We start from the raw sequence: 24,908 nt of genomic DNA on the forward strand, positions 1-24,908 counted from the left end.
GCTCTCTAGAATTTGAAGCCCAGCTCGACGCCAAAGCTGCGCGGATCGCCGTACATGACGCCGGCGAAGCCGAGCGAACCGAAGTCGATCCCCGAGAGCGCATAATCTTCCTTGGTCAGATTCTTGCCCCAGACCGAGATCGAAGCTTTGGCGCCGCCGACCGCGATGTCGGAGATCGATAGCCGCGCGCTCAGCAGGCCGACCCCGCCATCGGAGATTTCCTCGTTGAACGGATTGACCGGGTGCCAATAGACCTTGCTGCGATAGCTCCAGTCGGTGCGCGCGATGAATTTCCCGAAATTGCCGAGTTCGGTTTCATATTGTGCGCCGATATTGGCGGTCGTCGCGGCCGAATATTGGAACTTGGCGACATCCGAAATGTCGGTGGCGACACCGGTCATCGGATCGACGAAGGTGAATCTTTTATATTTGCGGTCGGTGTAACCGAACGACGCGTCGACGGTGAGCCCATCGGTGATCTGCGCCTGCAGCTCGGCCTCGATACCGGTGTAGGTGGCCTTCGCGGCATTGACCGTCGTGCTAGCCGCCCCGCCGGTGCCGGCAAGGAATTGCTGCACCTGAAGGTCGTCATAGATCGCGTGGAAAGCGGCGACGTTGAAGCGGACGCGGCGATCGAACAACTCGCTCTTGAACCCGATTTCATAGGACACGAGGTCCTCGGGATTGAAGCCATTATTGTCCGCCGCACGGGCGTTGAAACCGCCCGCCTTATACCCCGTGCTCACACGGGCATAAGTCATGATGTCGTCGCTCCAGTCATAGGAAATATTGGCGAGCCAGTTCAGACGATTGAACTTGCGCGTCAGGTCGCGCGGCGCGGTCGGCGCGGGCGCCGCCTGGATCAGATGCTTCTTATCCTCGGTATAGCGAATGCCGCCGGTGATGCTCAGCCGGCTGTCGAGCGCCGCCGGTTTCCAGGTGAGCTGGCTGAACGCAGCCACCGACCGCGAGATGTGGCGATAGGACAACAATGTGTCGAGGTTGACGCCAAAGCTATTGAGGTTGACCCCCGGCGCGATCGGGATCGGCACCGGCGACGGAAGGACCAATGTGAAGCCCTGCGGATTCACCTCGGTCGCGCGCTCGCGGAAATAATAGCCGCCGAGGACATAATCGAACTCGTCGCCGATCGAGCCGATCAGGTTGAATTCTTGGCTGAACTGCTTTTGATGCCGCTCATTACTGGTGTGGAACAGGTCGATCGGGCCGATGCCCTGCGGAATGAAGGCATTGGGCGGCACCAGAATCGCCGGGCTGACGAGGAAGCCGACGAGCCCCCCGTTTCCGTCGAGATCGGAGCTGTCGCTCACATTGTCCCACTTGCGATAGCCGGTGATAGAGCGCAGCGTCGCATCGCCGATCTCGAGGTTGAGCGTCAGCGAATGACCTTGCACCTTGTCATGCGCATTGCCGTCGCGATCGAGCCGGATCTGCGACAGCCGGTCCTGCGAAACCTGCGGCGCGGTGCCGCCGAACGCGGGCGAGAAGCTCAGATACTGGAGGATGTCGGGGCGGATCGCGCGCAGCTGGAACGCATTGGCGCGGCCGTTGCGGTCGCTTGAATCAAAGACATAGTCGGCGGTAAAACCGGTGCCCTTGTCAAAGCGCACCGCGGCGCGGACGGCGTCGGTGTTGCGCGCGCCCGGATCGCGCTTGTCGGACGGTTCGAGCAGATTGTCGACGGTTCCGTTGCGCTGACTGTGGTAATAGCCGAGCTTCAGCGCCAGACCGGTGTCGCCCAGTTCGCCGGTGTCGATCAGCGCCTTCACCATATATTCGTCGAAGCTGCCGTAGCCGACCTGCAGACGGCCGCCGAAATCCTTCGACGGCTTGGCCGAGATCAGGTTGACCGCACCGCCCGTCGTGTTGCGACCATAGAGCGTGCCCTGCGGCCCGCGGAGGATTTCGACGCGTTCGAGGTCCATCATGTCGAACAGCGCGCCCGCCGAACGGCCGACGATGACGCCGTCGACATAAAGCCCCACCGCGGGATCGGCGGTCAGGATCGGGTCGTTGTCGACGATGCCGCGGATCGAAATCGACGGGTTGGCCGTCGCCGATGGCGTTTCGGTGATGATGAGGTTGGGCGCTGCGCTGCCAAGCGCGGCGACGCTGGTGATGCCGCGCTGCTCGATGGCTTCGGCATTGATCGCACTGATCGCGAGCGGCGTGTCCTGCAGGCTCTCCGCGCGCTTCTGCGCCGTAACGATGATTTCGGTCAGCCCCTCGGACGCGGCACCCTCGGCCTGCGGCGCCTGTTCGGCCTGCTGCGCTTGCGCGGCGCTGGCCATCCAGGGCGCGATCAGCGCGATGGCGGCCATCTGCGTGCGGCGATGTGTGCGTGCCTTCATCAGTCCCATCCCTCCTGCTTGTCAATTATGGCGTATTATGCGCCACTTTTTGTCAATTTTCACATGATGCGTAATATATGCAATACATACCTACGCAAGCAGGTAATTCAACACCCCCTTTTGGGGGTGGGGGCGCGGACAAAAAAAGGGGCGGCAAAGCCGCCCCAGTTACCGCCCCTAACTCATTCAAACCCCGGGCTGTTCTTTGGGGATATGCACCCTCAGCCCGTCCAGTTCCTCGGTGATATGAATCTGGCAACTCAGCCGGCTGCCCGCTGTTACCGCGATCGCGTCGGACAGCGCATCGAGCATGATGGCCTCGTCCTCGCCCGGCGGACCGACTCGGTCGATCCAGGCATCGTCAACATAGACGTGGCAGGTGCCGCACTGGCGGACGCCCCCGCACAGCGCATCGATCCCGTCGACGAGGTTGCCGATGGCAAGATGCATGACCGCCATGCCCTCGAAGTTGGTGCAGGTTTTTTCGCTCCCGTCGGGCTGGACATAGGTGACGCGGGCCATCAGTTCGCACCCTTCGCGTGCGCGGGACATCCTGCCGCCGCCGCAACCGCATCAAGGTCGGCCGGCGCGCCCGCTGCTATGGTCCGGCGCTTGTAGCGCACCCGGCACGGCTGTTCGGGCCAATAGGTGCCGGCACCGGCGATCGGGCGCGGCGTGTCGATCAATTCCATGTCGTATCGCTGGAGCAGGATGGCGATCAGCGCCTTCATCTCCATCCGCGCGAAATTGACCCCGGCGCAGCGGTGCATGCCGCCGCCAAAGCCGATCAGGCTGTTCGATTCGACTTTGCTGTCCGCGCGTTCGGTGTTGAAGCGCTCGGGATCATAGTCGTCGGGGCGGTCGAAGATTTCGCTCATCCGGTGGCTGACCGAGGGCGCGAGCAGGATCCAGTCGCCTTCGCGAACCTGATAACCGTCGCGCTCGAAATCGGCCGCCGCCTTACGGATCATCGTGAAGGCGACGGGATGCAGCCGTTCGGTCTCGCGCAGCGCCAGATCCATTTTCTGCATCGCGATCGCCTGTTCCCAGCTGAGATCGGCTCCCGAGGCCGAGCCCAAAATGGTCCCGATCTCGCCCCGCAGCACATCCTGATATTCGCGGTTCTGGAGGATATCGATCATCGCCCAGCTGACCTGTCCCGCGGTCGTTTCATGCCCCGCCCAGACGAGGAGCAGGATCATGTGGATGATCAGCTCGTCAGGGATCGGGCGGCCGTCGGGATAGGTCGATGCCACCATGTCCTGGAAAAAATCAGCAGGCTCGACCGGGTTGGCGCGCCGCCGCCTGATCCAGTCGCCAAGGATTCGGTGAAGCTTTTTCTTGGCGGCCTGGCTGCGACGCATCTTCTTCGTCGGGAGCCAGAGCGGCAGGACAAATTCCATCCCGCCGGAGAAGTCGCGGAACAGCTCGAAAAATTCATGACCCAGCTTCTGCTTGAAATCGCGCCCCATGAAGCTGTGCGCCGCGATGTCCATGACGACCGGCCCCAAGGTCGAGATAAGATCGAACTCCCCGCTGTCGCCGAGCCGGTGACAGAGCGCCATCGCCTCTTCAGCCATCACCGGCACATATTGCTTCATCGCCGACGCCTTGAAGCGCGGCATGATGACCGCGCGCTGGTTCAGATACTCCTCCATCTCGGCGAAGGAGTAGAAATTGGGCGAGAACATCTTGTGGAAGAAGGGCATCGATTCACGGATCGACAGCAGCTTGTCGGTTTCCTGAAAGACAAAGCGATTATTGTCGGGTCCGAGCATCACGACCATGTTCCGCCCGCCCATGCGGAACGAATAGATCGGACCATGTTCCTGATAGCCCCGGCGCAGCAATCCGACCGGATCCTTGAAGAAGTCTGTCAGGTGACCGAGGAGCGGAACGCCGCCGCGCATCGCGGGTGGCTGCATGGCGATTGCTGACATCGAATTTCTCCCTCTCGCGCCGGCATCGGGGCCGGCTTGCGATCGGGTATCGCGCCAGTGCCCCGCACCGCCGAGAGGGTCGCATGATTGTAGCGAATTTTAATCCTTGAAGGATCGGCGTTCGCGACTTTCGGCGCCGAACGCGCCCGCGGTGACATCGCGCGCGACCATCGGCAACGGGATCGGAGTCGATGCGATCAGCAAGCCGACGTTGGTCTTCACCGCGGGCGGCAGCAGGGCATCGCGCGCGATCAGGTCGCGGACTTCGCGAAACAGGCTGACGAGCCGGCGTTCGAGCAGGATGCGCGAGGCGTCGGACAACTCGCCGATCTCGAACTCCCAGATCGAGCCCTTGGCCGAGAAGTCATATTGGAGGAACTCCTCCTTCACCCGCCGGTCGAAGAAACGCCGCATCGGCCCGCCGCGGCGCCAGCTGATGCTGCGCGCGGTCATCAGGCGGATGATGTTGCCGGGGAGCAGCTGGATCAATCCGATGCGTTCGAGCTTCATCAGCGCCGGGATCAGCAAGGTCTGGTCGATGCCATAATCCCTCTCGATCCGTTCGACAGTCCAGCCGCCGGTCGCGAGGTGAAAGCAGAAGAGCGCGAGCGGATCGTCGACCAGCGCCTGCTCCTGCGCGTCGCTGAGCATATCGGGCATCGCGGGCTGCGACGCGTCGGCAAGCCGCGCGAGTTCGAGAAAATTGATCCCGGCGAGTTCGCAGATTTCGTCGATCCGCGCGAGCGTGAAGCTGCGCTGCGCGAAGGTCCGACGAACGCTGGCGTGGCTGATGCCGAGCGCCGCCGCAACATCGGCATAGGTCAGCCCACGCTCTTTCAGCACGCGCTTCAGCGCCTCGACCAGATAGTTGGACTGGCTGCCCAGCCCCGCTTTCGTCGTCATCATGACCCTCCAAATTCTACGCAAATCAGCATAATTTTTACAATACGACTTGCCTATGCGTTTTTCCATGCACAAACATGATGGCGATACGCATGGGAGAAATGATGATGTCCAGTGGAGGGAAGATGGGATCGCTGCAAATGTTGCTGGACCAACGGACGATCGAGCAAGTCTACATTCGTTATTGCGAAATCGTCGACACCAAACACTTCGACGATCTGCACGAGGTGTTCACGGAAGATGCGACAGGCGACTATACGCAAGCGCTGGGTCCGGGCGTCATCAGCCCTGACCGCGTCAGCCTGATCGCCTCGATGCACGCGAACCTTGGCACCGATTCGAATTGCGGGCCGACGCATCACAATGTCGGCAATTTCCGCATCACCATCGACGGCGACACCGCGGCGGCCAAGGTCCATTATTATGCCGAACATCTCGGCCAAGGCGACTATCCCGGCGAGCAATATTCGATGTGGGGCCAATATGACGACGAACTGGTCCGCACAGACAAAGGCTGGCGGGTCAGCAAGCGCATCTACACCTGCGCGATCAAGCGCGGAACGGCGGTGACAAGCGCGCGAGTCCCAAGTTCGCTTTGCTAGATCACCCTGCCCTCGAATCCGCAGAAACTGTGACAGAGCCGCGCATCGACGATGCGGTCGGGACATTCGGGGTCGAACCAGCGATCGATCCGCGCCCAGTGATAGGGGTGCATCATATAGGGGCCCATCAGCCCGCCGGCGTCGGCATATTCCTGTTCCCAGACGTGCGTCCAGCGGCGCGCGCCGACCGCCTCTTCAGTCCGGCTCAACTGCCAGCCCCGGATCGCGGAGATATAATGCGGCATCATTCGCGTTTCGGCCTCGAAGCGCGCAACGACGGCAGGGTCGGTGCCTTCATCGACGCCGAGCAGCAGCACGCGGTAGACGCCGTTCGCAAGCTCGGGACCGGGCTTCCCACCCTCCCCGCTCCGATAGGCGACGCCGTCGACCGAGGCGACCGCGGGCGCGGCGAGCAGCGGCGCGAGCGCGGCATCAAAATCGGCGCGCTTCGCGGCATCGTCGAACGCGAAATGCGCGAGGAGGTCGCCGCCGAAATGGCTGCCGGCCAAGGTGGGTGCGACCAGCTGGCGATAGGCGGAGTGCGCCGTAGCCAGCGCGTGTATCTCATCGGCCAACGCCGACACACTCGCGGGATCGGACAGGGTGACGAGCCGGGTCAGCTTATACATCGCAGAGCCTTTCGATATCGGCAGGGTCCGAGGCGAAGAAACGCCGGCGACTGACCGCGCGCGCATCGACATCGGCCCACCAGGCGGCGACGTCGGGGTCGTTGCCGCCGACAAAGCGCATCTGCCACCACGCCCCCGCGCCGGCGAGCGACCAGCGAAAGACGAGTGTGTTCGACTGATCGTCGAGCCACATCGGCGGGCTGACAAGGATCTGTTCCAAAGTCATCCCGCGCGCCCGAGCGCCGGGCGCATAGCGCGCCAGATAGTCGCTAAGCAGCGCCTTGCCCTCGCCGGGCTTTGCGACGATCTCGTCGATCGCATGGACGATCGGCGCTGCCGCCGTGCCATCAGTCGCCATGGGATGCCACCTCCAGGATGATCTTGCCGCGGACATGTTGCCCTTCGATGCGGCGATGCGCCTCGGCTGCTTCGCCGAGCGGCAGGATCTCGATCGCGGGCGGCTTCACCCCACCCGCGGCGCATAGTGCGGCCAGTTCCTTCAGATGCTGCGGCAGGCGCATGACCGCGTTCATGTTCGACAGGATGCTCACCCCGTTCGCGGCGGCTCGCGCGACCTCATCGGCGCTCGCCTGCGACACCAAAGTCGCGATTTCGACATAGCGCCCGCCCGGCGCAACGATGTCGATGGCAGACGAGAGCAAGGTATCAAGCCCGACCGCGTCGAGAACGAGATCGACCCCGCCCGGCGCCCATTGCCGCACGGCCTGTACAACATCGCCGGCGCGATAGTCGATCGCATGGTCGGCGCCGAAACCCCGGACATAGGACATATTGTCGGGGCCTGAGGTCGCCGCGACGCGCGCACCGAGCGCCTGCGCAATCTGGATGCCGAGGCTGCCAACGCCGCCCGCACCGCCGTTGATGAGCACGGTCTGCCCCGCCGACAATCCGCCGACGTCAGCAAGCCCGCCATACGCCGTCGTCCCCGCCACCGGAAGCGCGGCCGCCTGCGCGAAGCTCCACCCGCGCGGCAAAGGCGCAACAAAGGCCGCGTCGGCGATGCAATATTCGGCGTAGGAGCCATCGCGCCCCTGCCCCTGTTTGGACATGCCGAAGACAAGGTCGCCGGGACCGAAGGCATCGACACCCTCGCCCACCGCCTCGACAATGCCGGCGAAGTCGAAACCGAGCACAAACGGAAAATGATAGTTGATAAAGGCCGACAGCTTGCCGACCCGCGTTTTCCAGTCGGCGGGATTGACCCCGGCGCAGATCACCCGGATCAGCACCTCGCCCGCGCCGGCTTCGGGCGTGGGCAACTCGCCCCAGACAAGCTGTTCGGGACCGCCGAACCCGTTGATCACCATCGCGCGCATGCCGTTCTCCTTATCGACCGATGGCAAAGGGTCCGGCCGCGCCACGCGGCCGAACCCTGCCCCGTCAGCGCCGGAAGCTGAGCGTCACCCAGTAACGGCGCGGATCATTATAATAGCCCTCGACAAAGCCGAAGCTGGTCGAGGCGTCATAGCCCGCCGTCAGCACGCGCTTGTCGGTGAGATTGTCGACCGCGAGGCGGAGCGACAGCCCTTTGGCGGGCAGCGTGAATTCGGCGCTGGCGTTCAGGATCGCATGATCGGGCGCGCGCATCAGCGGCGAATTCTCGACATCGATCCAGGTGAGGCTGCGGTAGGCGGCGTCGAGGCGGAAGCTCGCATCGACGCGGTCCGACAGCGCGGTCGAATAGACGATGCTGCCGCTCGCGGTGAGATCGGGCGCCTGCTTGGGATTGCGGAAGCTGACGTCGGTCGGAACGCCGCCGATCACCGAGGTGTAGCGCAGATATTTCGCATCGAGATAGCCGAACGCCCCGCTCAATCGCAGTTCGCGCGAGACGCGGACGTCGGCTTCGAGTTCGATGCCCTGGATCCGCGACTTGCCGGCATTGTCGGTGCGCACGACGATCAGCCCGGTGTTCGGGCTGACCGTCGAGATCAGCAGTTGCTGATCCTTGTAATCGTTGCGGAAGGCCGAGAGGTTCAGCGTGACGAGCCCGCCAAGCGTGGTCTTGAGCCCCGCCTCATACGCCGTCAGATATTCGGGATCGTAGGAGCCGATTTCCTCGACCGACGTCGGCCGCCCGTTGAAGCCGCCGCTGCGGAAACCGCGCGACCACGAGACATAGCCGAGAATATCGGGGGTGAATTTATACGAGAGCGACGCGCGCGGCGTGAACGCCTTCCAGTCCTCGCTCAGCCTGTACGAAGGCATGCCCGCGAGCAGCGGCTGCTGGCTGTAGATCCGCATCGCGGCCTGATCCCAGACCTTCTTCTCCCAGGTGTAGCGCGCCCCGACTTCGAGCGTCAGCGCATCGGTGACGTCGAAGGTCGCGTTGCCGAACAGCGCGTAATTGGTCGTCTTCTGGCGATTGGCGAAGTCGATGTTGAAATCGAGCGCGGTCGCGAGCGCCGGATCGAAGCCCGCCGCGATCAGGCGCGGATAAAGTCCGTCGGCAACATAGAGGGTGGTATCGTCGCGCGATTTTTCGCGGAAATAATAGGCACCGAGGAGCAGCGTGCCGCGATCGAACAGGCTGGTCGCATATTGCAGTTCCTGCGAGATCTGGCGCGCGCTCTCGTCATGAATGTCGCCCGCATAATTGACCGCCGCCGACGCATCGCCGTCGCGCCCGAAAATCGCATGGACCCAGCGATAGGCACTGATCGACTTCAAAGTGCCAGCGCCCAGATCGGCCGAGAGCGTCAGCGTCGCGTTGGCGGCATCGGTATCGTCGCGGTTGAGGAAGTCGGTGGTGTCGGTGCGGTTGATGCTGCCGGGCGCAGTGCAGCACGGCGCGATGAAGCCCGATTGCAGCCCCGAGAAGAAGGTCGGAGTGAAGGACAGCATGCTGTGCGGCGTGCTGTTCTGACGGCGGCGCAGCCCGTCGACGGTCAGCACCGCATCGATCGGCGACGCGTCATAATGCAGCGTCAGCCGACCCGCCTGGACATTGCGATTGCCGAGATTCTTGCCCGAGGGGACTTTCTGCCAACCCTCGCCCCATTCGCCGAGCGCGGCGACGCCGATCGCGAGATTGTCCGTCAGCCCCGCCTCGACATTGGCGCGCAGCCGGAGATCGTTGAAAGAGCCGTAGCGGATGTCGCCTTCGAGCCGGTCACCCGTCGGCACGCGCGAGACGACGCTGATCGCGCCGCCGATCGTGTTTTTTCCAAACAGCGACCCTTGCGGCCCGCGCAGCACCTCGATCCGGTCGATGCCCAGAAGCTCGGTCGTCGCGCCAAAGCTTCGCGCGACATAGACGCCGTCGATATAGAGCGCGACCGCGGGATCGGAGGTGATGATGAAATCATTCTCGCCGACGCCGCGGATGAACGCCGAAACGCCGCCGCTGTTGCCGCCCTGCCCCGGCGTGAACTGAAGATTGGGCGCGACCTGGCCGACGTCGGTGACACCATCGAAGCCGCGCGAGTCGAGCTGCGCGCCGCCGATCGCGGTGATCGCAATCGGCACGTCCTGCAGCTTTTCCTCGCGCCGGCGCGCGGTGACGACGATTTCGGTGGATTCGGCTTCGCTCGCCGTGTCCTCGGCGGCGGGCGCCTGCTCCTGCGCAAGAAGCGGATGCGCCGCGACGAGCGCCGCCAGCGCAACCGAAGTGCGCGCGAAATGCCTGTAATATTTCATAATTGCCCCTCTGCGACCCGGATCATCTCCGGGATGATGCTTCTCTTATGCATCGCAAATGACATTCCGTAGAACGCATTTCAACATCAAATGACATTCTTATATATATTATGCGTTTATCTGTCAGGGCTTTTTGTCGCATTTCATGGCCTTACGCCGAGACCGCCCCGCGACGCTACTCACCGGGCGGTACGCAAACCGCTATTGTGCAGCGACCGCGGCCTGCGCCCTGAAATGCGGGATCACATGGGTTCCGATGTTGCGGATCGTTTCCAGAATCACATCGTGCGGCACCGCGCCCATCTGGAAAAGGAAGAGGATTTCGTCGGCCCCCGCGTCGAACAGACGCTGGACGTAGCGGATGCAGTCGTCGGGCGTGCCATAGGCGTCCTGCACTTCCTCATAAGCGCCGGTGTGTTCGGATCCGATGGTGATCTTTTCCTCGGAAAGGTAGGCGACGACCGCCGCCTTTTCCTGCTGAAGGATCGCCGCCTGTTCATCGCCCGACAGATCTTCGACCGTCGGCTTGGGGCCGCCCTGATACCAGTATCCCAGCGATTCGACGAAGAAGCGCTGCCCGCGCAGACCGATTTTTCGCGCCTTTTCGCGGTCGTCGAGCACCAGCGCAGGACAGAGCGCCGCAAGATGCTCGGTCGGGCGGAAGCCGACCTGATCCTCGGCCTTGCGGCTCGCCCAGGCGGCGCGATAAATCGCATTCTTGCTCGCGATGTCGTCGGGCCCCGCAAAGCCGAGCACCAGCGCGCCGATGCCGCGCGCGCCCGCGGTGGTCAGCGCGTCGGCGCGCGTGCACGCCATATAGAGCGGCGGGTGCGGGTCCTGATACGGTTTGGGATGGATTGGGCGGCGCGGGATCTGAATATACTCGCCATCATGTTCGATCTCGTCCTGAACCATGATTTTCGGGATCAGGTACATCGATTCATCGATCATCGGCTGAAGCGCGCCCAGATCATAACCGAAGGTGCCCGCCTCCTGCTGCGTGCCGCCCTTGCCCATGCCGAAATGGACGCGGCCTTTGGACAGGATGTCGAGCGTCGCGATGCGTTCGGCGACCTTGACCGGATGGTTCATCGCGGGCGGCAGACAGACAACGCCGTGCCCGATGCCAAGCCGCGTCGTCTTGCCGGCGAGAAAGGCGAGGAAGGTCTCGGGCGCCGACATATGCGCATATTGGGTGAGCGCGGTGTGCTCGACCGCCCAGACGGTGTCGAAGCCCATAGCCTCGGCGAGCAGCGATTGCTCGACGATCTCGTGGAAGCAGCGCGCTTCGTTTTCGCGCGAGGTGTCCACCATCTGCGCTTCGTAAATGATCGAGAATTTCATGGCTGTCCGATCCTCTCCGTCATGCCGCGTTTTTTGCGAGCATAAGGCGCCCGTTCGCACCCGCTCCTCGTCCAATTGGATCAATTCGCCTGCCCCCGCCGGTGCTACGAAATCGGGCAACGACGGATGGAGAGAGGATCGAGATGGGCATGTTCGAGGGCAAGGTCGCGCTGGTGACCGGCGGCGCTTCGGGAATCGGCGTGGCGGCATCGCTGCGCTTCGCCGAAGAGGGCGCCGCGGTGATCGTGGCCGACATCAACGAAGCCGGCGCCGAAGCGATCGCCGAAAAGATACGCGCCGCCGGCGGCCGCGCGCGCGCCATCCGCTGCGACGTCAGCAGCGGGGCGGACAATGCGGCGATGGTCGCCGCGGCAAAGCAGGAGTTCGGCCGGCTCGACGCCGCCTTCCTGAACGCCGGCGCCTATGCACAGACTGTCTTCGAGGACACCGACGCGGCGACGCTCGACAGCATGATCGCGATCAATCTGAAGGGTGCATTTCTCGGCCTGCAAGCGGTGCTGCCCGCGCTCGAACCGGGCGGCGCCGCGGTGGTGACCGCCTCGACCTCGGGCGTCATCGGTCTCAACGTCGCGGCCGCCTACAGCGCCGCCAAGCATGGCGTGATCGGCGCGGTGCGTTCAGCCTCGCAGAGCTTCGCGCGGCGCGGACTTCGCGTCAACGCGATCTGCCCCGGTCCCGTCGCGACCGCGATCCTCGGCGTGACCGAACAGGCACCGATCCAGCCCGCCGACGCGCTCGCGCTCCCGGCCGATGGCCTGCTCCTGCCGCAGCATATCGCCGAACTCGCCCTGTTCCTGGCCAGCCCGCGCTCGGGCGGGATCAACGGCCAGGAAATTATCGCCGATGCGGGCTTCCTCGCCAGCTACCCGCCGATGCCCGAATGAGCCGGAGGGCGCGTCAGTCGCGCTCGACGCGGATGCGGCTGAGCCGGGTCCTGGCGATCAGCCAGCGCCCGCGCGCCTTGCGATAACAGTCGTGATAATGTCCGAAACCGTGGCGCGAGCGACCGGCAAGGTCGCTCCCCTCGCCCGCCCAGAAATGGTCGTCCATCGCCCATATGCCCTCGGCGTCGCGCGCGCCGGTGAAGCGGATTTCGAAGCTGTGGACATGATGGACCGTCGTGGCATGTTCGAGCGTCGCGGCGACCCCTGCGACAAAGGCGTCGGCGCCGTTGGTCAGCAATCCTTCGTCGGTTTCACCCGGCATTTCGCGGAAGTCGCCGATCATGTCCTCGGTCAGCAAGCTGCGCAGCAGCGTCCAGTCCTTGGTGTCGAGCGCGCGCACATAACGCGCCTTGAGCAACCTTATCTCCTCGATCGCAGCGAGGTTGACGGCTTCGGTCATCATCTATTCCCCTCCCAGGAAGGCGGCTCGATAGGCCGCGAAACGCTGTTCTACATCGGAGCGGACCAAGCCGAAATCCTCAAGCGCATATTTATGCGGCGCGCGATCCTCGCGCTTGTTCGCTTCGGTCCATTCGGCCATGCCCGCGCGCACCGCGTCGGTAACGTCGATCCCCGCAGCCTCAAGCACGCGCACGCCCTCACCGATCGGATCGCCCAGCAGATCGGCGTAGCGCACATCGATGAAATTCTGCCCCGCGACCTGTCCGCGCACTGCCATGAAACGGTCGAGCAGCTCGGCAAGCCGCGGTACCCAGAAGGCGGCGACGCTCGCCGGATCGACGCTGTCCGACACCATCTGGTAGAGACTGTGCTCCATGCTGCAATAGCTCGGCACCGTCGCGACCGGATCGCGGTGCGTCATCACGATCTTCGCCTCGGGGAAGACTTCGATCACCGCATCGAGCGCAAGCAGATGACCCGGGGTCTTGAGCACCCATTTCGCCCCCGCGCGGCTCCGGTCCTGCCATTGCAGCGACTGGAGTATCTGCTTGAGGTCGCGGTAGCATTGCACGCGGTCGTTTTCGGTCAGCCAGCGCGCATAGCCGGGGACATGATAGGTCCCCTCGATCATTGTGCTCGAATAGAGCTGGCCGAGGATGATGAGTTCCTCGTCGGGCTGATCGATGCTCATCGGGTGGATCGACATCAGGTCGGGAATCGTCGCGAGCATATAGTCGAGGAAGCCGCGCGCCGCCTCACGACGCGGTTCCGGATCGCCGCGCGCCTCGCCCGGAAAGGGCGCGTAATTCTGCGTCTCAAACCAGCGCGTGCCGGTCATTCCCGGGGCCGACGCGAGCATCCGGTGCAGCATCGTGCTGCCGGTACGTGGCAGCCCGACGACCACGGCCGCGACCTCGACCTCCTCGCCGAGAATCTCGGGGTGGCGCTTGATGAGGTCGATATGGCGCAGGCGGTTGACGAGACCGTTCACGATCATCGCCGAGGCGCTGGCGACGCCCGCCTCGCTCAACCGGGCTTCGGTGTTGAGCGCGGGGATCAGCGCGTCGATATTGGCGAAGAACCAGGTGTCGCCAAAATCCGAAAGCCCCGCCTGCTCGCGCGCCCGCGCCACCAGCACGTCGCGATTCGGCACTTGGCCAATTGCCTCTTTCACGGCACATCCTCTCTGCATTATGATAGCAATTTTATGTATGACATACGATATTCGTATTCACACATGCTATCATCTACGCAGAAAGAAGCAACACCCTTAGGTGCTGGAGCCGCCCAATTCGGTCATTCCGGCGTGCAGCAGGTGCACGAGCTGCGATTGACGCCGGGCGCCGGTCTTGGCGAAGATCGAGCGCAGGTGCGAGCGCGCGGTGTTGTGCGCGATGCCCAGCCGGTCGGCGGCTTCGACCAGCGAACCGCCACCGGCAAGCGCCGCGGCCAGCATCGCCTCCATCCGCGTCAGCTGGAACAGGTCGCGGATCGCTTCGGGATCGGGCGCCGCATCCTGCCCCGGATCGCTGATGAACAAGGCGAGCGCGGCACCCTTGCCGCCGCGCATGAAGGCCGGCGTCGTCACCGCCTTGGCGACGACGCCCAGGTCGCGCCGCCCCGAGGGCCGCTCGATTCGGAAGCGCTGCGGCGGCGCGGCGGCGGGGTCGGCCTCCGCGCTGAGCAATTTGAGCAGTTTTTCGAGCGTGCGGTGCGCGCTGCCCGCCGCCAGCCGGAGCCGCCCGCCCGCCAGCGTCAGCCCGTCCTCCTCGGCCAGCAGCCGCTCGGCGACCGCGTTGGTGCGGATCACCTTTCCATCGTGGTCGAGCGTGATCGCCGCGACGCCCATCTGTTCGACAACGCCGCGATAGACGCCATGCTCGGCGCCCGACGCCTGCAACCGTTCGAACAGCTGGATGGCATGGCGCAGATGCGGAACGAGCGCCTGCAGCGCATCGCGTTCGACGGCGCCGAAATCGTGGCGGCTGCGGTCGCGCGTCACACGAAGCCGCGCCTCGAAACCGCTGTCGAAACGCAGGTCGACGCCAAGGATCTGGTCGCCCCCCGCGGCTTCGAGGAAGTCGCGCCAGAAATCGCTCGTGCGCGCCGCGCCCTGCACAAAGTCGCTGAACGACAGGACCTTGCCTTCGGGCAGCCCCTTGAACGGGTCGCTCGCGAAGAAGCTTTCGGCATAGTCTTCGCTGGTTTGCGGATCGGCGTCGGGGGTGACGATCGTCCCGGGCTTGCGCGTGCCCGGCATCGTCAGGATCAGCGTCGCATAGGTGCCGTCGAGATGGAGCGCGAGACCGCGCAGGAAATCTTCCCACGGCGTGTCCGTCAGCAAGCCGCCGAACAGGTCGGCGAGCAGCTTCGAAAATTCCGCGGCCGATCCGCCTGCCTTCACCATCGCACCTTCATTTCCATCCATTCCATCCCACAAGCCGGAGAGTTTTGCCATGCCCATTGACCCCGCCCTCGCGCCGTTGCTCGATATGATGAACGCGCTGCCGCATTTGAACGCGCCCTTCGATCCCGCCGCGCTGCGGCTGGCCGACGAACAGCCGATGCCCGTGCCCAAGGCCGGCGTCGCCGAGGTCCGCGACGTCACGCTCGATACCAGCGCGGGAGCCGTGAACGCGCGCCTTTATCACCCCATGCCCGGTACGACGCTGCCGCTGCTCGTCTTCATCCACGGAGGCGGCTGGGTGTTCGGGACGCTCGACACCCATGATCCGCTGTGCCGCGCGCTCGCCGCGGCCGCCGAGATCGCGGTGCTCTCGCTCGAATATCCGCGCGCGCCCGAGCGTCGCTTTCCGACCGCGCTCGACACCGTTCGCGCCGCCGTTGTGACCGCGGTCGAACAGGCCGACACCCTCGGCATCGACGCCGGCCGGATCGCGGTCGGCGGTGACAGCGCGGGCGGCAATTTGTCCGCCGCGCTGTGCCTCGCCACCCGCGACGAGGGCGGCCCGGCGATTGCGCACCAGCTGCTGCTCTATCCCGTGGTCGACAATGACTTCACCCGCGCCTCCTATGTCGAAAACGCCACCGGCTATATGCTGAGCAGCGAAATGATGCAGTGGTTCTGGGCCCAATATCTGGGCGACGCCAGCCGCGACGCCGGCGCGCTTGCGACCCCGATCCGCGCCGACAGCCTCGCCGGCCTGCCGTCGGCGACGATCGTCACCGCCGAGTTCGATCCGCTGCGCGACGAAGGCACCGCCTATGCCGAGCGACTGAAGGCGGCGGGCGTGGCGGTGACGCACGATCATTTCCCCGGCGTGATCCACGGCTTTGCCAGCATGCTGGGCATGCTGCCGCAGGCCGATGTCGCGGTTGGAACGGCGGCCCGGGGATTGCGGGCGGCGTTCGCGATGGAAGCCGCGGCGTAACGGCGGTGCCGGGGTCGGCGCCGTCGCGTCAGACCCCGTAACCGCCCGCGACCGCAATCTGCTGGCCTGTGATGTAGGCAGCTTTGGACGAGGCAAGGAAGACCGCGGCATGACCGATTTCCTCGGGACGACCCCAGCGCTTGATCGCGAGGTTCTTGTGAACCTCGGCGGTCCATGCCTCGTCGAATACGCCCTGTTTCGACAGCTCGAGAAACATGCCGGCCTCGATCACGCCGACGAGGATGGAGTTGGCGCGAATGCCATGCTTCCCCTCCTCGCGCGCGATGCCCCGGACCAGCGCTTCGTTCGCGGCCTTGGGCGCGACCGACAGGCCGTCCTTGTCGGGCCAGCGCAGGTCGCCCGCCGAACCCAGATGAACGAACGAGCCGCCACCCTGCGCGCGCATATGCGGAAGGATGTGGTGCGTGGCATTGAAAAAGCCATGGACCTCGACATCGATCGCGCGGCGCCATTGTTCGGGCGTCGTGTCGGCGAGATGGACCTGCGCGACGAGCGGACCGGCGCCCCACAGCATGGTGTGGATGCGCCCGTGCGCGGCGACGGCGCCCGCGATGGTCGCGGCCAGCGCCGCCTCGTCGGTGACGTCGCACTGATGCAGGCTCGCCTTGCGCCCCGACGCCTCGATACGCTCGGCCAGCGCCTCGGCCTCCGCCTGTTTCGAGCGCCATGCGATCGCGACGTCGCTCCCCGCCGCCGCGAATTCACCGGCAACCGCCGCGCCGATGCCACCGGTCGCACCGAAAATCAGCGTCGCGCCCTCGGGAAACTGCGAACCTTCACCCATCTTCACCCTCCTTGAACCACAAAATATTGCATAACGTCGACAATAGTGAGATATGTTATCGAAATGCGATGACATCGCAAGTTTTCAAAACGCATAGTGACAATGCCTGATGCAAAACCGGGCATGGATGGGAGATTTCCAATGGCGACAACCGCAGACTATGGACTGGGCGACCAGGCGTTTCCGCGCGGCTGGTTCATGATCGCCGCCGCCGCCGAACTGGAGGGGACGACCCCACTGGCCGTCCGCTTTTTCGGCCGCGACCGGGTGCTCTATCGCGGCGAGTCGGGGCAGGTTTATCTGGTCGACGCCTATTGCCCACATATGGGCGCGCATCTGGCGAAGAACGAAACGAGCTTCGTGATCCGCGACAATGAGCATGTGCAGGGCGAATCGATCCGCTGCCCCTATCATGGCTGGCGCTTTGGCCCCGACGGCAAGTGCAACCAGATCCCCTATTCGCCGCAGAAGATCCCCGCGGCGGCCAAGCTCGAAAACTGGCCGGTGATCGAGCGCGCGGGCTGCATCTGGATGTGGCACGATCCCGAGGGGCTCGAGCCCGAATATGAGCTGCCGTCGTTCGAGGAATATGATCAGCCGCATTGGGTGAAATGGGAGCTCGACCGGCTGGGCGAACTCGCCAGCCACCCGGTCGAGATTCTCGACAATATGGCCGACCGCGCGCATTTCGAACCCGTCCACGGCAATGACGCCGTCGACGTCTTCGAAAATGATTTCGACGGCCACCGCGTTGTCCAGCGGCTGCGCGCAGGACACCGCACGCTCCAGGGCGACGCCCCGCTCGAAACCGACACCTGGTATACCGGGCCGGGCATCCTGCAATCGCGCATGTCGGGGCAATTCCCGTCGATCATCATGATCGCGCACACCCCCGTCGACGACGGGGTGGTGAAGGTGTGGCACGCGCTGCTGGTCAAGGTGCCCAATGCCGAGCCGACCGCCGACGATGTCGCGATGGCGCGCGCCTATCAGGCCGCGGCCTGCGCCGCCTTTGCGCAGGATTTCGAAATCTGGTCGAACAAAAGGCCGTGCATCAATCCGATGGCGGTGCAGGGCGACGGCCCGATCGGCAAATTGCGGATCTGGTATCGCCAATTCTACAACAGCCGCGCGCGCGCCGGGGAATTTCAGAAGCGCGTCAACGGCACGCACGTCACCCGCGGCACCTTGTCCGCACCGTTCGAACAGAAGGTCGCCTGAGGGCGGCAATACAGACAGAAATCAGGAGAAAATGCGTGGCAAGACTCGCAGGTAAAGTTGCGATCATAACGGGTGCGGCACAGGGCATGGGCGCCGCGACCGCCCGGCTCTTCGCGGCCGAGGGCGCCAGGGTGGTGCTGTGCGACGTGGTCGAGGATAAGGGGCAGGAAACCGCGAGCGAAATCGGCGAGAGCGCCGTGTTCGAGAAACTCGACGTGCGGTCCGAAGCCGACTGGGAGCGCGTCGTCGCCGCGACGGTCGCGCGCTTCGGCAAGCTCGACATATTGATCAACAACGCCGCGATCGTGCATTTCAGCCCGATCGAGGCGATGCCCGCCGAGGACATCGAGCGCGTGCTCGCGATCAATGTGATGGGAACGATGCTCGGCGCCAAATATGCCGCGCGCGCGATGACCGGGGCGGGGCGCGGCGTGATCGTCAACATCTCTTCGGTCGATGGTCTTCGCGGTTGCAACGGCCTGTCGGCCTATACCGCGAGCAAATGGGCGGTGCGCGGGCTGTCGAAGTCGCTCGCTTATGAGCTGGGACCACGCGGCATTCGCGTCTGCACCGTCCACCCCGGCGGCGTGAACACGCAGATGGGCAACCCCGCGGGACTCGAGGGCGATGCGCTCAATGTCGGCTATGAGCGCGTCCCGCTCCAGCGGATCGGCGAGCCCGAGGAAATCGCGCGCGCCAGCCTGTTCATCGCCTCCGACGATGCGAGCTATATCAGCGGCGCCGAACTGGCGGTCGATGGCGGCTGGTCGGCGGGCTATTATCAGCCCTTCCTGCCTGGCGCACCCGCAAGTCTGACCGGCAGCCTCTAATGATGCTGGCGGGCAAGGTCGCGCTGGTCACCGGCGGCGGTCAGGGTGTCGGGCGCGGCATTGCCGGCGCCCTCGCCCGCCGCGGCGCCCGGGTCGGCCTGGTCGGCCGCACGCCCGCCAAGATCGAAGCGGTGGCGGCGGAGATCGGCGACGGGGCCGCCTGCTTCACCGCCGACATCAAGGATGCGGCGGCGGTGACCGCCGCGGTGCACGCGGTGGCGGGGCATTTCGGCGGGATCGATATTCTCGTCAACAATGCGCAGGAAGTGCCGCTCGGGCCGCTGCTCGCGGTCGAGGACAGCGCGTTCGAGGCGGGCTTCGCCTCAGGTCCGCTCGCGTCCTTCCGCCTGATGAAGGCCTGCCACCCCTATCTCCGGGAGCGCGGCGGCGGCACGATCATCAACCTCGCCAGTTCGGCCGCGGTCCGCTGGGACATGTCGAACTATGGCGCCTATGCCGCCGTCAAGCAGGCGACACGCGCGCTGACCCGCGCCGCCGCCGCCGAATGGGGGCCGGACAATATCCGCGTGCTGGCGATCGCGCCGCACGCCAATTCGCCGGGCCTGCAAGGCTGGATCGAGAATAATCCGGACGAGGCCGAGGCCTTTTTCCGCACGATCCCGCTGCGCCGCGTCGGCGATTGCGAGGATGATATTGGCAATGCGGTGGCGGCGCTGTGCGGCCCCGACCTCAGCTATCTGACCGGGGCGACGATCCCGCTCGACGGTGGGCAAGCCAATTTCGGCTGAAGGAACGAGCAGGATGAGCGCCGCCGACATCATCGAAATCCAGCAATTGCTCGCCGCCTATGTCTTTGCGATCGACGCCAGGGATTATGACGCGCTCGACGCGGTGTTCACGCCGGACGCCGCGATCGACTATCGCGTCACCGGCGGCGCGCGGGGCAGCTGGGCGGAGATCAAGCCGTGGCTGACCAGGGCGCTCGCCCCCTTCCCCGTCACCCAGCATCTGATCGGCCTGCCGCTGATCCGGCTCGACGGCGACCGCGCGACCGCGAAGACGATGCTGTTCAACCCGATGCAGCTGGCGCGGCCGGAGGGCGATCATCTGTTCCTGCTCGGCTGCACCTATATCGACGATCTGGTGCGCACGCCCGCGGGCTGGCGGATCGCGGGCCGCACCGAAGCGGATTTCTGGGTCAAGGATCCGCCCACCGGTTTCACGCCCGAGCCCGCGCCATGAGCACCGCCGACCCCTTCGATCCGGTGCAGATCGGGCCGATCAGCTTGCGCAACCGCTTCATCCGTTCGGGCGCGAACGAGATGATGAGCAAGGCGACCTTCCCCACCCGCGCGCTCGTCGATTTCCACCGCGCCTATGCGCGCGGCGGCGTGGCGATGACGACGCTCGCCTATCTCGCGGTGTCGCCCGACGGCCGCACGCTGCCCGGACAGGGGATGCTGAGCCGCGAAAGCGTGCCGCATTACCGCGCGGTCACCGATGCGATCCACGCCGAGGGTGCCAAAGCGTCGGCGCAGATCACCCATGGCGGCAGCTTCTGCCAGATCGACGACCTCTCGACCCCGCGCGCGATGTCGGCATCGGCCGGGATCGACAAGATGGGCGTGCTGAAGGGCCGTTTTTTCCAACGTACGATGACCCGCGCCGACATGGAGATGGTGACGGGCGAGTTCGTGTGCGCCGCCGAGCTGGCCGAAGAAGCGGGTTTCGATGCGCTCGAAATCCATATGGGGCACGGCTATCTGCTCAACCAGTTCATCTCGCCGCTCTCCAATTTCCGCAAGGATGGCTATGGCGGATCGGCCACGAACCGCGTGCGCTTTCCCGCCGAGGTGCTGGCGGCGGTCAAGCGGGCGACCGGCGGGCGGCTCGCGATCCTCGCCAAGATCAACCTGACCGATGCGGTGCCGGGCGGCGCGACGGTCGACGACGCAATTGTAACCGCGCGCGCGCTCGAAACGGCGGGCGCCGACATGCTGGTGCTGTCGGCGGGGCGTAACATCGAAAGCACCTGGGCGATGTTCGGCAGCGCGCTGCCCTATGACGACCTTGCCGCGATGCAGGGCGGGTGGCTCGCGAAACTGCAATTCGCGGTCCTGAAGCGCAGCGTGCCGAAGCTGCCGCCGTTTCACGAAAATTATCTGATGGACCCCGCGCTGAAGCTGAAAGCGGCGCTCGGCCAGACGCCGATGAAGCTCGCCTATCTGGGCGGCATTCAATCGCTCGCCGGGGCGCGGCAGGCGGCCGCCGAAGGGTTCGATGCGATCGCGCTGGCGCGTTCACTGATCCACGATCCGGCGCTGATCGCGAAATGGCAAAGCGGGACCACCGATGCTTCGGGCTGCACCGCGTGCAACCGCTGCGTCGCCGCGATGTACGGTCCGTCGGGAACGCATTGCCCGGAGGTCGGCAACGCGCTCGCCCCCGGGCTCAAGGACATTTTTGCGGGAGAGAAATATGCCGGGCCTGCTTGAGAACAAGGTCGTCATCATCAGCGGGGTCGGCCCCGGCATGGGGCAGGCGATGGCGCGGATCGCCGCCGCCGAGGGCGCGAAAGTCGGGCTCGGCGCGCGCAACCGGGATTTCATCGACGCGGTCGCCGATGAGATCCGCGCGAAGGGCGGCGAGGCCGTTGCGGTGCCGACCGATGTCGGCGATGCAGGCCAGTGCGCGGCGCTGGCGCAAGCAACTGCCGACGCGTTCGGGCGGATCGATGGGCTGGTCAACACCGCCTATATCCACGGCGAATGGGTGACGGTGGACGAGGCCGATCCCGAGGATTGGGCGCGGGTGTTCGACGTCAATTGCCTCGGCGCGCTCCGGATGACGCAGGCGGTGCTGCCGGCGATGAAAGCGCAGGGCGGCGGCGCGGTGGTCAATGTCGCCACCATGTCGCAGGTCAATCCCTTTCCCGGCGAGGGCGGCTATGCCACCGGCAAAGGCGGCCTCACCACCATGACCAAACATATGGCCAAGGATCTTGGCCGCTTTAACATCCGGGTCAACGCGACGCGGATGGGCTGGATCGGGGGCAAGCCCGTTTATGATTATATCGACCGCGCCGCCGCGGGCGGACAGGACCGCGATACGGTGATCGGCGAGATCACCGGGCGCATCCCGCTCGGCGTCATTCCGCCCGAGGAGGATTGCGCGAAGAGCGTGCTCTTCTTCCTCTCCGATTATACAAAAATGGTCACCGGCGCGACGCTCGACGTCAACGGCGGCCAGTATATGGCGCCATGACGATGACGGAGAGCCCTATCCTGTCGCCCGATGTCTGGCGCGATTTTTGCCGGCGGCTCGAGGCTGCGGGCGAGATTGTCACCGGCGCCGACGCCGCCGCGAACCCGCTCGACCGCGCCGAGGGCTATCGTTATCTCACGCGGCTTCTGCGCATCGCGCTCGACATGCAGCTCGAACATGCCGACCCCGATTTTCCGAGCTTCTACGCCGCCTCGCACGAAACGGCGAAGATCGGCGCCGACAATCCCGACAATATCTATATGAACGCGACGGTGTCGGGCGCGCGGCGTTACCGCATCCGGGGCCGGCGCGGCAGCGTGCCGATCCTGAGTTTCGGCACCAAGGCCAATCGCTATGCCGTCGACGGCACGATGGCCTCGACCGGCGAGCTCGATTCGGCCGACATGGCGGTCGCCCCCGACGGATCGTTCGAGATCATCGTCAGCCGCGAGCGCGCCGACGGCAACTGGCTCCCGCTCGCCGACGACAGCTCGATGGTGATCGTGCGCCAGACCTTCCTCGACCGCGCGAACGAAGTGCCCGCGACGGTGACGATCGAGGCGATCGACGGCCCCGCGCACCCCGCACCGCTCGCCGCCGACACGCTCGCAGCGGCGCTGGAGCGCACCACCGCTTTTGTCGCCGGCACGGCGCGGACCTTCGTCCAGTGGACCGAGGATTTCCGCGCGAACCAGATGAACCGGCTGGCGACGACCGACCAGACGCCCTTTTTCCGCGCGGGCGGCGATCCGACGATCTTCTACCTCCACGGCTGGTGGCAGCTTGAACCCGGCGAGATGCTGCGGATCGATACGCGCGTGCCCGCATGCAGCTTCTGGAATTTCCAGCTCGACAATTACTGGATGGAATCGCTCGATTATCGCCATCACCGCATCCATGTGAACGGGCACAGTGCGCGACTGAACGACGACGGCACGCTGACGCTGGTCGTCGGCCCGCACGACCCGGGCTTTGGCAACTGGATCGATACCGCGGGGCACCATCAAGGCACCATGTTGCTGCGCTGGATCGGCGCCGACGACCATCCCATTCCCGAAAGCAGGATAATCCCCATCGATGACCGACCTTGAATCCCGTATCGCGCGGCTTGAAGCCGAAAGCGACATCCGCCGCCTGAAGGCGCGCTACCTCAATGCCTGCGACGCCAAGGATGTGGACGCGATCCGCGCCTGTTTTACCGGGGATGCGGTGATCGACTTTCCGCCCGTCGGCGAATTCGACCTCGACGGGCTGATCGGCGTGTTCACGCAGATGGCGGCGACCACCCCGATCACCGACGTGCATCAGGGGCATAATGCCGAGATCGAGGTGAAGGGCGACGAGGCGAGCGCGCGCTGGAATCTGGGCTATGCGACCTATGACCCGCGCACCGGGGGTTTCCGGCTGCTCGCGAATTTCTATCACGACCGCTATCGCCGAACGGCCGAGGGCTGGCGGATTTGCTACACGCGGTCGGAGCCGCGCGCGATTGTCGACGGGACGTTGGCCGAAGACGCGATCAAGGCGGGCTGGCTGGGGACGTAAGACGACCGGAACTAGCCGTCGCCCCCGCCTCTTAACGGCCATTCCAAGGCGCTTTTCGCAATCAATAAAGACCACGCTCAATCGACCAGCGCGCACCAGCGATAGTCGTGCTTGATGAAATTCTGCCCGAGGCTGTAGCGGACCCGCCGGACGCCGGGGATCTTGTCGATCGTCTGGTGGAGAAAATCGGTCAGCTCATTGCCGTTTTCGACCAGCGTCATCGCGAGCACGTCGGCGCGGCCCAGCGTCGTCGCGACAAAGCCGATCTCGGGCAGCTGCGCCAAGCTCGCCGCGACCTTCTCGATATCGGCGGCGGTGTCGGCTTCGACCCAGAGATAGGCGAGGATCGGGTTGCGGAGCCGGTTGGCGTTGGTGACCGCGGCGACGCGGATCACCCTGTTGTCGAGCAGCCGCTTGAGGCGCGAACGGATCGTGCCTTCGGTCAGGTCGAATTCGCGGCCGATCTCGCGGTTCGAGACCCTCGCGTCGTGGCCGAGCCGTTCGATGATCTTGTGATCGAGCTCGTCGAGGCTGATCCTGGTGCTCATAGCGGTGCCCACTCCGGATTATATTTGAGAACCTTGAGCGCGAGGCTGGGAAACAGCCGCTCGACCCCGTCGATCTTGGCGATCACGCCGGTCAGAAGATGCTGCATCTCCTCCAGCGTTTCGGCCACCACCTGGATTTCTAGGTCATGCGTTCCGATCGCGACATTGACGGTGATGACGCGCTCCAGCTCGGCAATCTCTGCGCCGACATCGCCCGCGGACCGGCCTTTCACCTGCACGCCGACGGGTGCCAAATAACCAAAGCCCATCGCCGAAAGGTCGCGCATCGCGACGACGCGCACCATGCTGGCATCCTCGAGCCGGCGCAGCCGCGTGCGCACCGTCGCCTCGTTCAGCCCCATCTCGCGCGCGATGTCGCGGTTTGCGATCCGGCCGTTCTTGCGAAGCGCGGCGATGATCTGCTCGTCGACCTCGTCGAGCGCCGGCAGCCCGTCACCCTGGTTCGCGTTCGCGGCCTTGCCCCGCGTCCTTTTTCCGGCCTTGGTTGCGGTGCGCAACGCCTGT

General features: G+C 64.9%; 26 protein-coding genes. 11 read left to right on the plus strand and 15 right to left on the minus strand.

Going from position 1 to position 24,908, the window contains the following annotated elements:
* Nucleotides 1-5 precede the first annotated feature (5 nt).
* The 4 genes from ACTJI5_RS11465 to ACTJI5_RS11480 all read right to left on the minus strand — a co-directional run bounded on the left by ACTJI5_RS11465 (nucleotide 6) and on the right by ACTJI5_RS11480 (nucleotide 5,215).
* Nucleotides 6-2,372: a TonB-dependent receptor gene (locus tag ACTJI5_RS11465; RefSeq protein WP_440860401.1), complete on the minus strand. Its 2,367-nt coding sequence runs from the start codon at nucleotides 2,370-2,372 to the stop codon at nucleotides 6-8.
* 186 nt (nucleotides 2,373-2,558) lie between these two features.
* Nucleotides 2,559-2,894 (minus strand): 2Fe-2S iron-sulfur cluster-binding protein, encoded by a 336-nt coding sequence (locus tag ACTJI5_RS11470; RefSeq protein ID WP_058539017.1) that lies wholly within the window; start codon nucleotides 2,892-2,894, stop codon nucleotides 2,559-2,561.
* A complete protein-coding gene (locus ACTJI5_RS11475) occupies nucleotides 2,894-4,312 on the minus strand; it encodes a cytochrome P450 (protein ID WP_440860402.1) in 1,419 nt (472 codons plus the stop codon). The genes ACTJI5_RS11470 and ACTJI5_RS11475 overlap by 1 nt, the downstream gene beginning before the upstream one ends.
* 99 nt (nucleotides 4,313-4,411) lie before the next feature.
* Nucleotides 4,412-5,215, minus strand: coding sequence for a helix-turn-helix domain-containing protein (locus ACTJI5_RS11480; RefSeq protein ID WP_440860403.1), 804 nt, complete (start codon nucleotides 5,213-5,215; stop codon nucleotides 4,412-4,414).
* A 140-nt stretch (nucleotides 5,216-5,355) separates the two neighbouring features.
* On the opposite strand from ACTJI5_RS11480, the gene ACTJI5_RS11485 reads away from it, so the two are divergent.
* Nucleotides 5,356-5,817, plus strand: a complete 462-nt coding sequence (locus ACTJI5_RS11485) for a nuclear transport factor 2 family protein (protein WP_439514116.1) — start codon at nucleotides 5,356-5,358, stop codon at nucleotides 5,815-5,817.
* Here ACTJI5_RS11485 and ACTJI5_RS11490 read toward each other — a convergent pair.
* The 5 genes from ACTJI5_RS11490 to ACTJI5_RS11510 all read right to left on the minus strand — a co-directional run bounded on the left by ACTJI5_RS11490 (nucleotide 5,814) and on the right by ACTJI5_RS11510 (nucleotide 11,450).
* Nucleotides 5,814-6,446, minus strand: coding sequence for a Dabb family protein (locus ACTJI5_RS11490; RefSeq protein ID WP_440860404.1), 633 nt, complete (start codon nucleotides 6,444-6,446; stop codon nucleotides 5,814-5,816). The genes ACTJI5_RS11485 and ACTJI5_RS11490 overlap by 4 nt on opposite strands.
* Nucleotides 6,439-6,804 carry a hypothetical protein gene (locus ACTJI5_RS11495; protein ID WP_440860405.1) on the minus strand — a complete coding sequence of 122 codons (366 nt, stop codon included), beginning with the start codon at nucleotides 6,802-6,804 and terminating at the stop codon, nucleotides 6,439-6,441. The genes ACTJI5_RS11490 and ACTJI5_RS11495 overlap by 8 nt, the downstream gene beginning before the upstream one ends.
* On the minus strand, nucleotides 6,794-7,783 hold the full coding sequence (locus ACTJI5_RS11500) for a quinone oxidoreductase family protein (protein ID WP_440860406.1): 990 nt from the start codon (nucleotides 7,781-7,783) through the stop codon (nucleotides 6,794-6,796). The genes ACTJI5_RS11495 and ACTJI5_RS11500 overlap by 11 nt, the downstream gene beginning before the upstream one ends.
* A 64-nt stretch (nucleotides 7,784-7,847) precedes the next feature.
* On the minus strand, nucleotides 7,848-10,106 hold the full coding sequence (locus ACTJI5_RS11505) for a TonB-dependent receptor (RefSeq protein WP_440860407.1): 2,259 nt from the start codon (nucleotides 10,104-10,106) through the stop codon (nucleotides 7,848-7,850).
* Between the two features lie 201 nt (nucleotides 10,107-10,307).
* On the minus strand, nucleotides 10,308-11,450 hold the full coding sequence (locus tag ACTJI5_RS11510) for an LLM class flavin-dependent oxidoreductase (protein WP_440860408.1): 1,143 nt from the start codon (nucleotides 11,448-11,450) through the stop codon (nucleotides 10,308-10,310).
* Nucleotides 11,451-11,593: 143 nt separating this feature from the next.
* On the opposite strand from ACTJI5_RS11510, the gene ACTJI5_RS11515 reads away from it, so the two are divergent.
* Nucleotides 11,594-12,355 carry an SDR family NAD(P)-dependent oxidoreductase gene (locus tag ACTJI5_RS11515; protein ID WP_440860409.1) on the plus strand — a complete coding sequence of 254 codons (762 nt, stop codon included), beginning with the start codon at nucleotides 11,594-11,596 and terminating at the stop codon, nucleotides 12,353-12,355.
* 13 nt (nucleotides 12,356-12,368) lie between these two features.
* On the opposite strand, the gene ACTJI5_RS11520 is transcribed toward ACTJI5_RS11515, so the two are convergent.
* The 3 genes from ACTJI5_RS11520 to ACTJI5_RS11530 all read right to left on the minus strand — a co-directional run bounded on the left by ACTJI5_RS11520 (nucleotide 12,369) and on the right by ACTJI5_RS11530 (nucleotide 15,275).
* Entirely contained in the window at nucleotides 12,369-12,818 is a 450-nt protein-coding gene (locus ACTJI5_RS11520; RefSeq protein ID WP_058539024.1) for a nuclear transport factor 2 family protein, read from the minus strand.
* Entirely contained in the window at nucleotides 12,819-13,970 is a 1,152-nt protein-coding gene (locus tag ACTJI5_RS11525) for a sulfotransferase family protein (protein ID WP_440860410.1), read from the minus strand. It abuts the gene before it with no gap.
* 117 nt (nucleotides 13,971-14,087) lie between these two features.
* Nucleotides 14,088-15,275, minus strand: coding sequence for a helix-turn-helix transcriptional regulator (locus ACTJI5_RS11530; protein WP_440860411.1), 1,188 nt, complete (start codon nucleotides 15,273-15,275; stop codon nucleotides 14,088-14,090).
* Between ACTJI5_RS11530 and ACTJI5_RS11535 the strand changes: the two genes are divergently transcribed.
* The gene (locus tag ACTJI5_RS11535) at nucleotides 15,274-16,209 is read left to right on the plus strand and encodes an alpha/beta hydrolase (RefSeq protein WP_440860412.1); all 936 of its coding nucleotides are present in this window, start codon (nucleotides 15,274-15,276) and stop codon (nucleotides 16,207-16,209) included. The two genes, ACTJI5_RS11530 and ACTJI5_RS11535, sit on opposite strands and share 2 nt — an antisense overlap.
* Before the next feature lie 28 nt (nucleotides 16,210-16,237).
* Here ACTJI5_RS11535 and ACTJI5_RS11540 read toward each other — a convergent pair whose 3' ends face one another.
* Nucleotides 16,238-17,014: an SDR family NAD(P)-dependent oxidoreductase gene (locus tag ACTJI5_RS11540; RefSeq protein WP_440860413.1), complete on the minus strand. Its 777-nt coding sequence runs from the start codon at nucleotides 17,012-17,014 to the stop codon at nucleotides 16,238-16,240.
* Nucleotides 17,015-17,155: 141 nt separating this feature from the next.
* On the opposite strand from ACTJI5_RS11540, the gene ACTJI5_RS11545 reads away from it, so the two are divergent.
* Genes ACTJI5_RS11545 through ACTJI5_RS11580 form a run of 8 tightly spaced genes read left to right on the plus strand, consistent with a single transcriptional unit; the run spans nucleotide 17,156 to nucleotide 23,835 of the window.
* Nucleotides 17,156-18,235 (plus strand): Rieske 2Fe-2S domain-containing protein, encoded by a 1,080-nt coding sequence (locus tag ACTJI5_RS11545; RefSeq protein ID WP_440860414.1) that lies wholly within the window; start codon nucleotides 17,156-17,158, stop codon nucleotides 18,233-18,235.
* 35 nt (nucleotides 18,236-18,270) lie between these two features.
* The gene (locus tag ACTJI5_RS11550) at nucleotides 18,271-19,065 is read left to right on the plus strand and encodes an SDR family NAD(P)-dependent oxidoreductase (RefSeq protein WP_440860415.1); all 795 of its coding nucleotides are present in this window, start codon (nucleotides 18,271-18,273) and stop codon (nucleotides 19,063-19,065) included.
* 2 nt (nucleotides 19,066-19,067) lie between these two features.
* Nucleotides 19,068-19,814 carry an SDR family NAD(P)-dependent oxidoreductase gene (locus ACTJI5_RS11555; protein WP_440860526.1) on the plus strand — a complete coding sequence of 249 codons (747 nt, stop codon included), beginning with the start codon at nucleotides 19,068-19,070 and terminating at the stop codon, nucleotides 19,812-19,814.
* Nucleotides 19,815-19,827: 13 nt separating this feature from the next.
* The gene (locus tag ACTJI5_RS11560; RefSeq protein WP_440860416.1) at nucleotides 19,828-20,268 is read left to right on the plus strand and encodes a nuclear transport factor 2 family protein; all 441 of its coding nucleotides are present in this window, start codon (nucleotides 19,828-19,830) and stop codon (nucleotides 20,266-20,268) included.
* Nucleotides 20,265-21,521, plus strand: a complete 1,257-nt coding sequence (locus ACTJI5_RS11565) for an NADH:flavin oxidoreductase (protein WP_440860417.1) — start codon at nucleotides 20,265-20,267, stop codon at nucleotides 21,519-21,521. The genes ACTJI5_RS11560 and ACTJI5_RS11565 overlap by 4 nt, the downstream gene beginning before the upstream one ends.
* Complete coding sequence (locus ACTJI5_RS11570) at nucleotides 21,505-22,290, plus strand: SDR family oxidoreductase (RefSeq protein WP_440860418.1); 786 nt, start codon at nucleotides 21,505-21,507, stop codon at nucleotides 22,288-22,290. Before ACTJI5_RS11565 ends, ACTJI5_RS11570 begins: the two co-directional genes overlap by 17 nt.
* 2 nt (nucleotides 22,291-22,292) lie before the next feature.
* On the plus strand, nucleotides 22,293-23,381 hold the full coding sequence (locus ACTJI5_RS11575) for a DUF1214 domain-containing protein (RefSeq protein WP_440860419.1): 1,089 nt from the start codon (nucleotides 22,293-22,295) through the stop codon (nucleotides 23,379-23,381).
* The gene (locus tag ACTJI5_RS11580) at nucleotides 23,368-23,835 is read left to right on the plus strand and encodes a nuclear transport factor 2 family protein (RefSeq protein ID WP_440860420.1); all 468 of its coding nucleotides are present in this window, start codon (nucleotides 23,368-23,370) and stop codon (nucleotides 23,833-23,835) included. Before ACTJI5_RS11575 ends, ACTJI5_RS11580 begins: the two co-directional genes overlap by 14 nt.
* A gap of 77 nt (nucleotides 23,836-23,912) precedes the next feature.
* On the opposite strand, the gene ACTJI5_RS11585 is transcribed toward ACTJI5_RS11580, so the two are convergent.
* Nucleotides 23,913-24,383 (minus strand): Lrp/AsnC family transcriptional regulator, encoded by a 471-nt coding sequence (locus ACTJI5_RS11585; protein WP_056370606.1) that lies wholly within the window; start codon nucleotides 24,381-24,383, stop codon nucleotides 23,913-23,915.
* Nucleotides 24,380-24,901, minus strand: coding sequence for an Lrp/AsnC family transcriptional regulator (locus tag ACTJI5_RS11590; RefSeq protein ID WP_440860421.1), 522 nt, complete (start codon nucleotides 24,899-24,901; stop codon nucleotides 24,380-24,382). The genes ACTJI5_RS11585 and ACTJI5_RS11590 overlap by 4 nt, the downstream gene beginning before the upstream one ends.
* Between the last annotated feature and the right edge of the window lie 7 nt (nucleotides 24,902-24,908).

Origin of the sequence: Sphingopyxis sp. 22461, from assembly GCF_052044915.1 — a bacterium.
In the GTDB taxonomy this organism is placed as follows: domain Bacteria; phylum Pseudomonadota; class Alphaproteobacteria; order Sphingomonadales; family Sphingomonadaceae; genus Sphingopyxis.

What these genes read in the sequence shown, in the direction of transcription:
- ACTJI5_RS11465 (WP_440860401.1), bottom strand. Translation starts at nt 2,372, where the DNA reads ATGAAGGCACGCACACATCGCCGCACGCAGATGGCCGCCATCGCGCTG.
- ACTJI5_RS11470 (WP_058539017.1), bottom strand. Translation starts at nt 2,894, where the DNA reads ATGGCCCGCGTCACCTATGTCCAGCCCGACGGGAGCGAAAAAACCTGC.
- ACTJI5_RS11475 (WP_440860402.1), bottom strand. Translation starts at nt 4,312, where the DNA reads ATGTCAGCAATCGCCATGCAGCCACCCGCGATGCGCGGCGGCGTTCCG.
- ACTJI5_RS11480 (WP_440860403.1), bottom strand. Translation starts at nt 5,215, where the DNA reads ATGACGACGAAAGCGGGGCTGGGCAGCCAGTCCAACTATCTGGTCGAG.
- ACTJI5_RS11485 (WP_439514116.1), top strand. Translation starts at nt 5,356, where the DNA reads ATGTTGCTGGACCAACGGACGATCGAGCAAGTCTACATTCGTTATTGC.
- ACTJI5_RS11490 (WP_440860404.1), bottom strand. Translation starts at nt 6,446, where the DNA reads ATGTATAAGCTGACCCGGCTCGTCACCCTGTCCGATCCCGCGAGTGTG.
- ACTJI5_RS11495 (WP_440860405.1), bottom strand. Translation starts at nt 6,804, where the DNA reads ATGGCGACTGATGGCACGGCGGCAGCGCCGATCGTCCATGCGATCGAC.
- ACTJI5_RS11500 (WP_440860406.1), bottom strand. Translation starts at nt 7,783, where the DNA reads ATGCGCGCGATGGTGATCAACGGGTTCGGCGGTCCCGAACAGCTTGTC.
- ACTJI5_RS11505 (WP_440860407.1), bottom strand. Translation starts at nt 10,106, where the DNA reads ATGAAATATTACAGGCATTTCGCGCGCACTTCGGTTGCGCTGGCGGCG.
- ACTJI5_RS11510 (WP_440860408.1), bottom strand. Translation starts at nt 11,450, where the DNA reads ATGAAATTCTCGATCATTTACGAAGCGCAGATGGTGGACACCTCGCGC.
- ACTJI5_RS11515 (WP_440860409.1), top strand. Translation starts at nt 11,594, where the DNA reads ATGGGCATGTTCGAGGGCAAGGTCGCGCTGGTGACCGGCGGCGCTTCG.
- ACTJI5_RS11520 (WP_058539024.1), bottom strand. Translation starts at nt 12,818, where the DNA reads ATGATGACCGAAGCCGTCAACCTCGCTGCGATCGAGGAGATAAGGTTG.
- ACTJI5_RS11535 (WP_440860412.1), top strand. Translation starts at nt 15,274, where the DNA reads ATGCCCATTGACCCCGCCCTCGCGCCGTTGCTCGATATGATGAACGCG.
- ACTJI5_RS11530 (WP_440860411.1), bottom strand. Translation starts at nt 15,275, where the DNA reads ATGGCAAAACTCTCCGGCTTGTGGGATGGAATGGATGGAAATGAAGGT.
- ACTJI5_RS11540 (WP_440860413.1), bottom strand. Translation starts at nt 17,014, where the DNA reads ATGGGTGAAGGTTCGCAGTTTCCCGAGGGCGCGACGCTGATTTTCGGT.
- ACTJI5_RS11545 (WP_440860414.1), top strand. Translation starts at nt 17,156, where the DNA reads ATGGCGACAACCGCAGACTATGGACTGGGCGACCAGGCGTTTCCGCGC.
- ACTJI5_RS11555 (WP_440860526.1), top strand. Translation starts at nt 19,068, where the DNA reads ATGCTGGCGGGCAAGGTCGCGCTGGTCACCGGCGGCGGTCAGGGTGTC.
- ACTJI5_RS11560 (WP_440860416.1), top strand. Translation starts at nt 19,828, where the DNA reads ATGAGCGCCGCCGACATCATCGAAATCCAGCAATTGCTCGCCGCCTAT.
- ACTJI5_RS11565 (WP_440860417.1), top strand. Translation starts at nt 20,265, where the DNA reads ATGAGCACCGCCGACCCCTTCGATCCGGTGCAGATCGGGCCGATCAGC.
- ACTJI5_RS11570 (WP_440860418.1), top strand. Translation starts at nt 21,505, where the DNA reads ATGCCGGGCCTGCTTGAGAACAAGGTCGTCATCATCAGCGGGGTCGGC.
- ACTJI5_RS11575 (WP_440860419.1), top strand. Translation starts at nt 22,293, where the DNA reads ATGACGGAGAGCCCTATCCTGTCGCCCGATGTCTGGCGCGATTTTTGC.
- ACTJI5_RS11580 (WP_440860420.1), top strand. Translation starts at nt 23,368, where the DNA reads ATGACCGACCTTGAATCCCGTATCGCGCGGCTTGAAGCCGAAAGCGAC.
- ACTJI5_RS11585 (WP_056370606.1), bottom strand. Translation starts at nt 24,383, where the DNA reads ATGAGCACCAGGATCAGCCTCGACGAGCTCGATCACAAGATCATCGAA.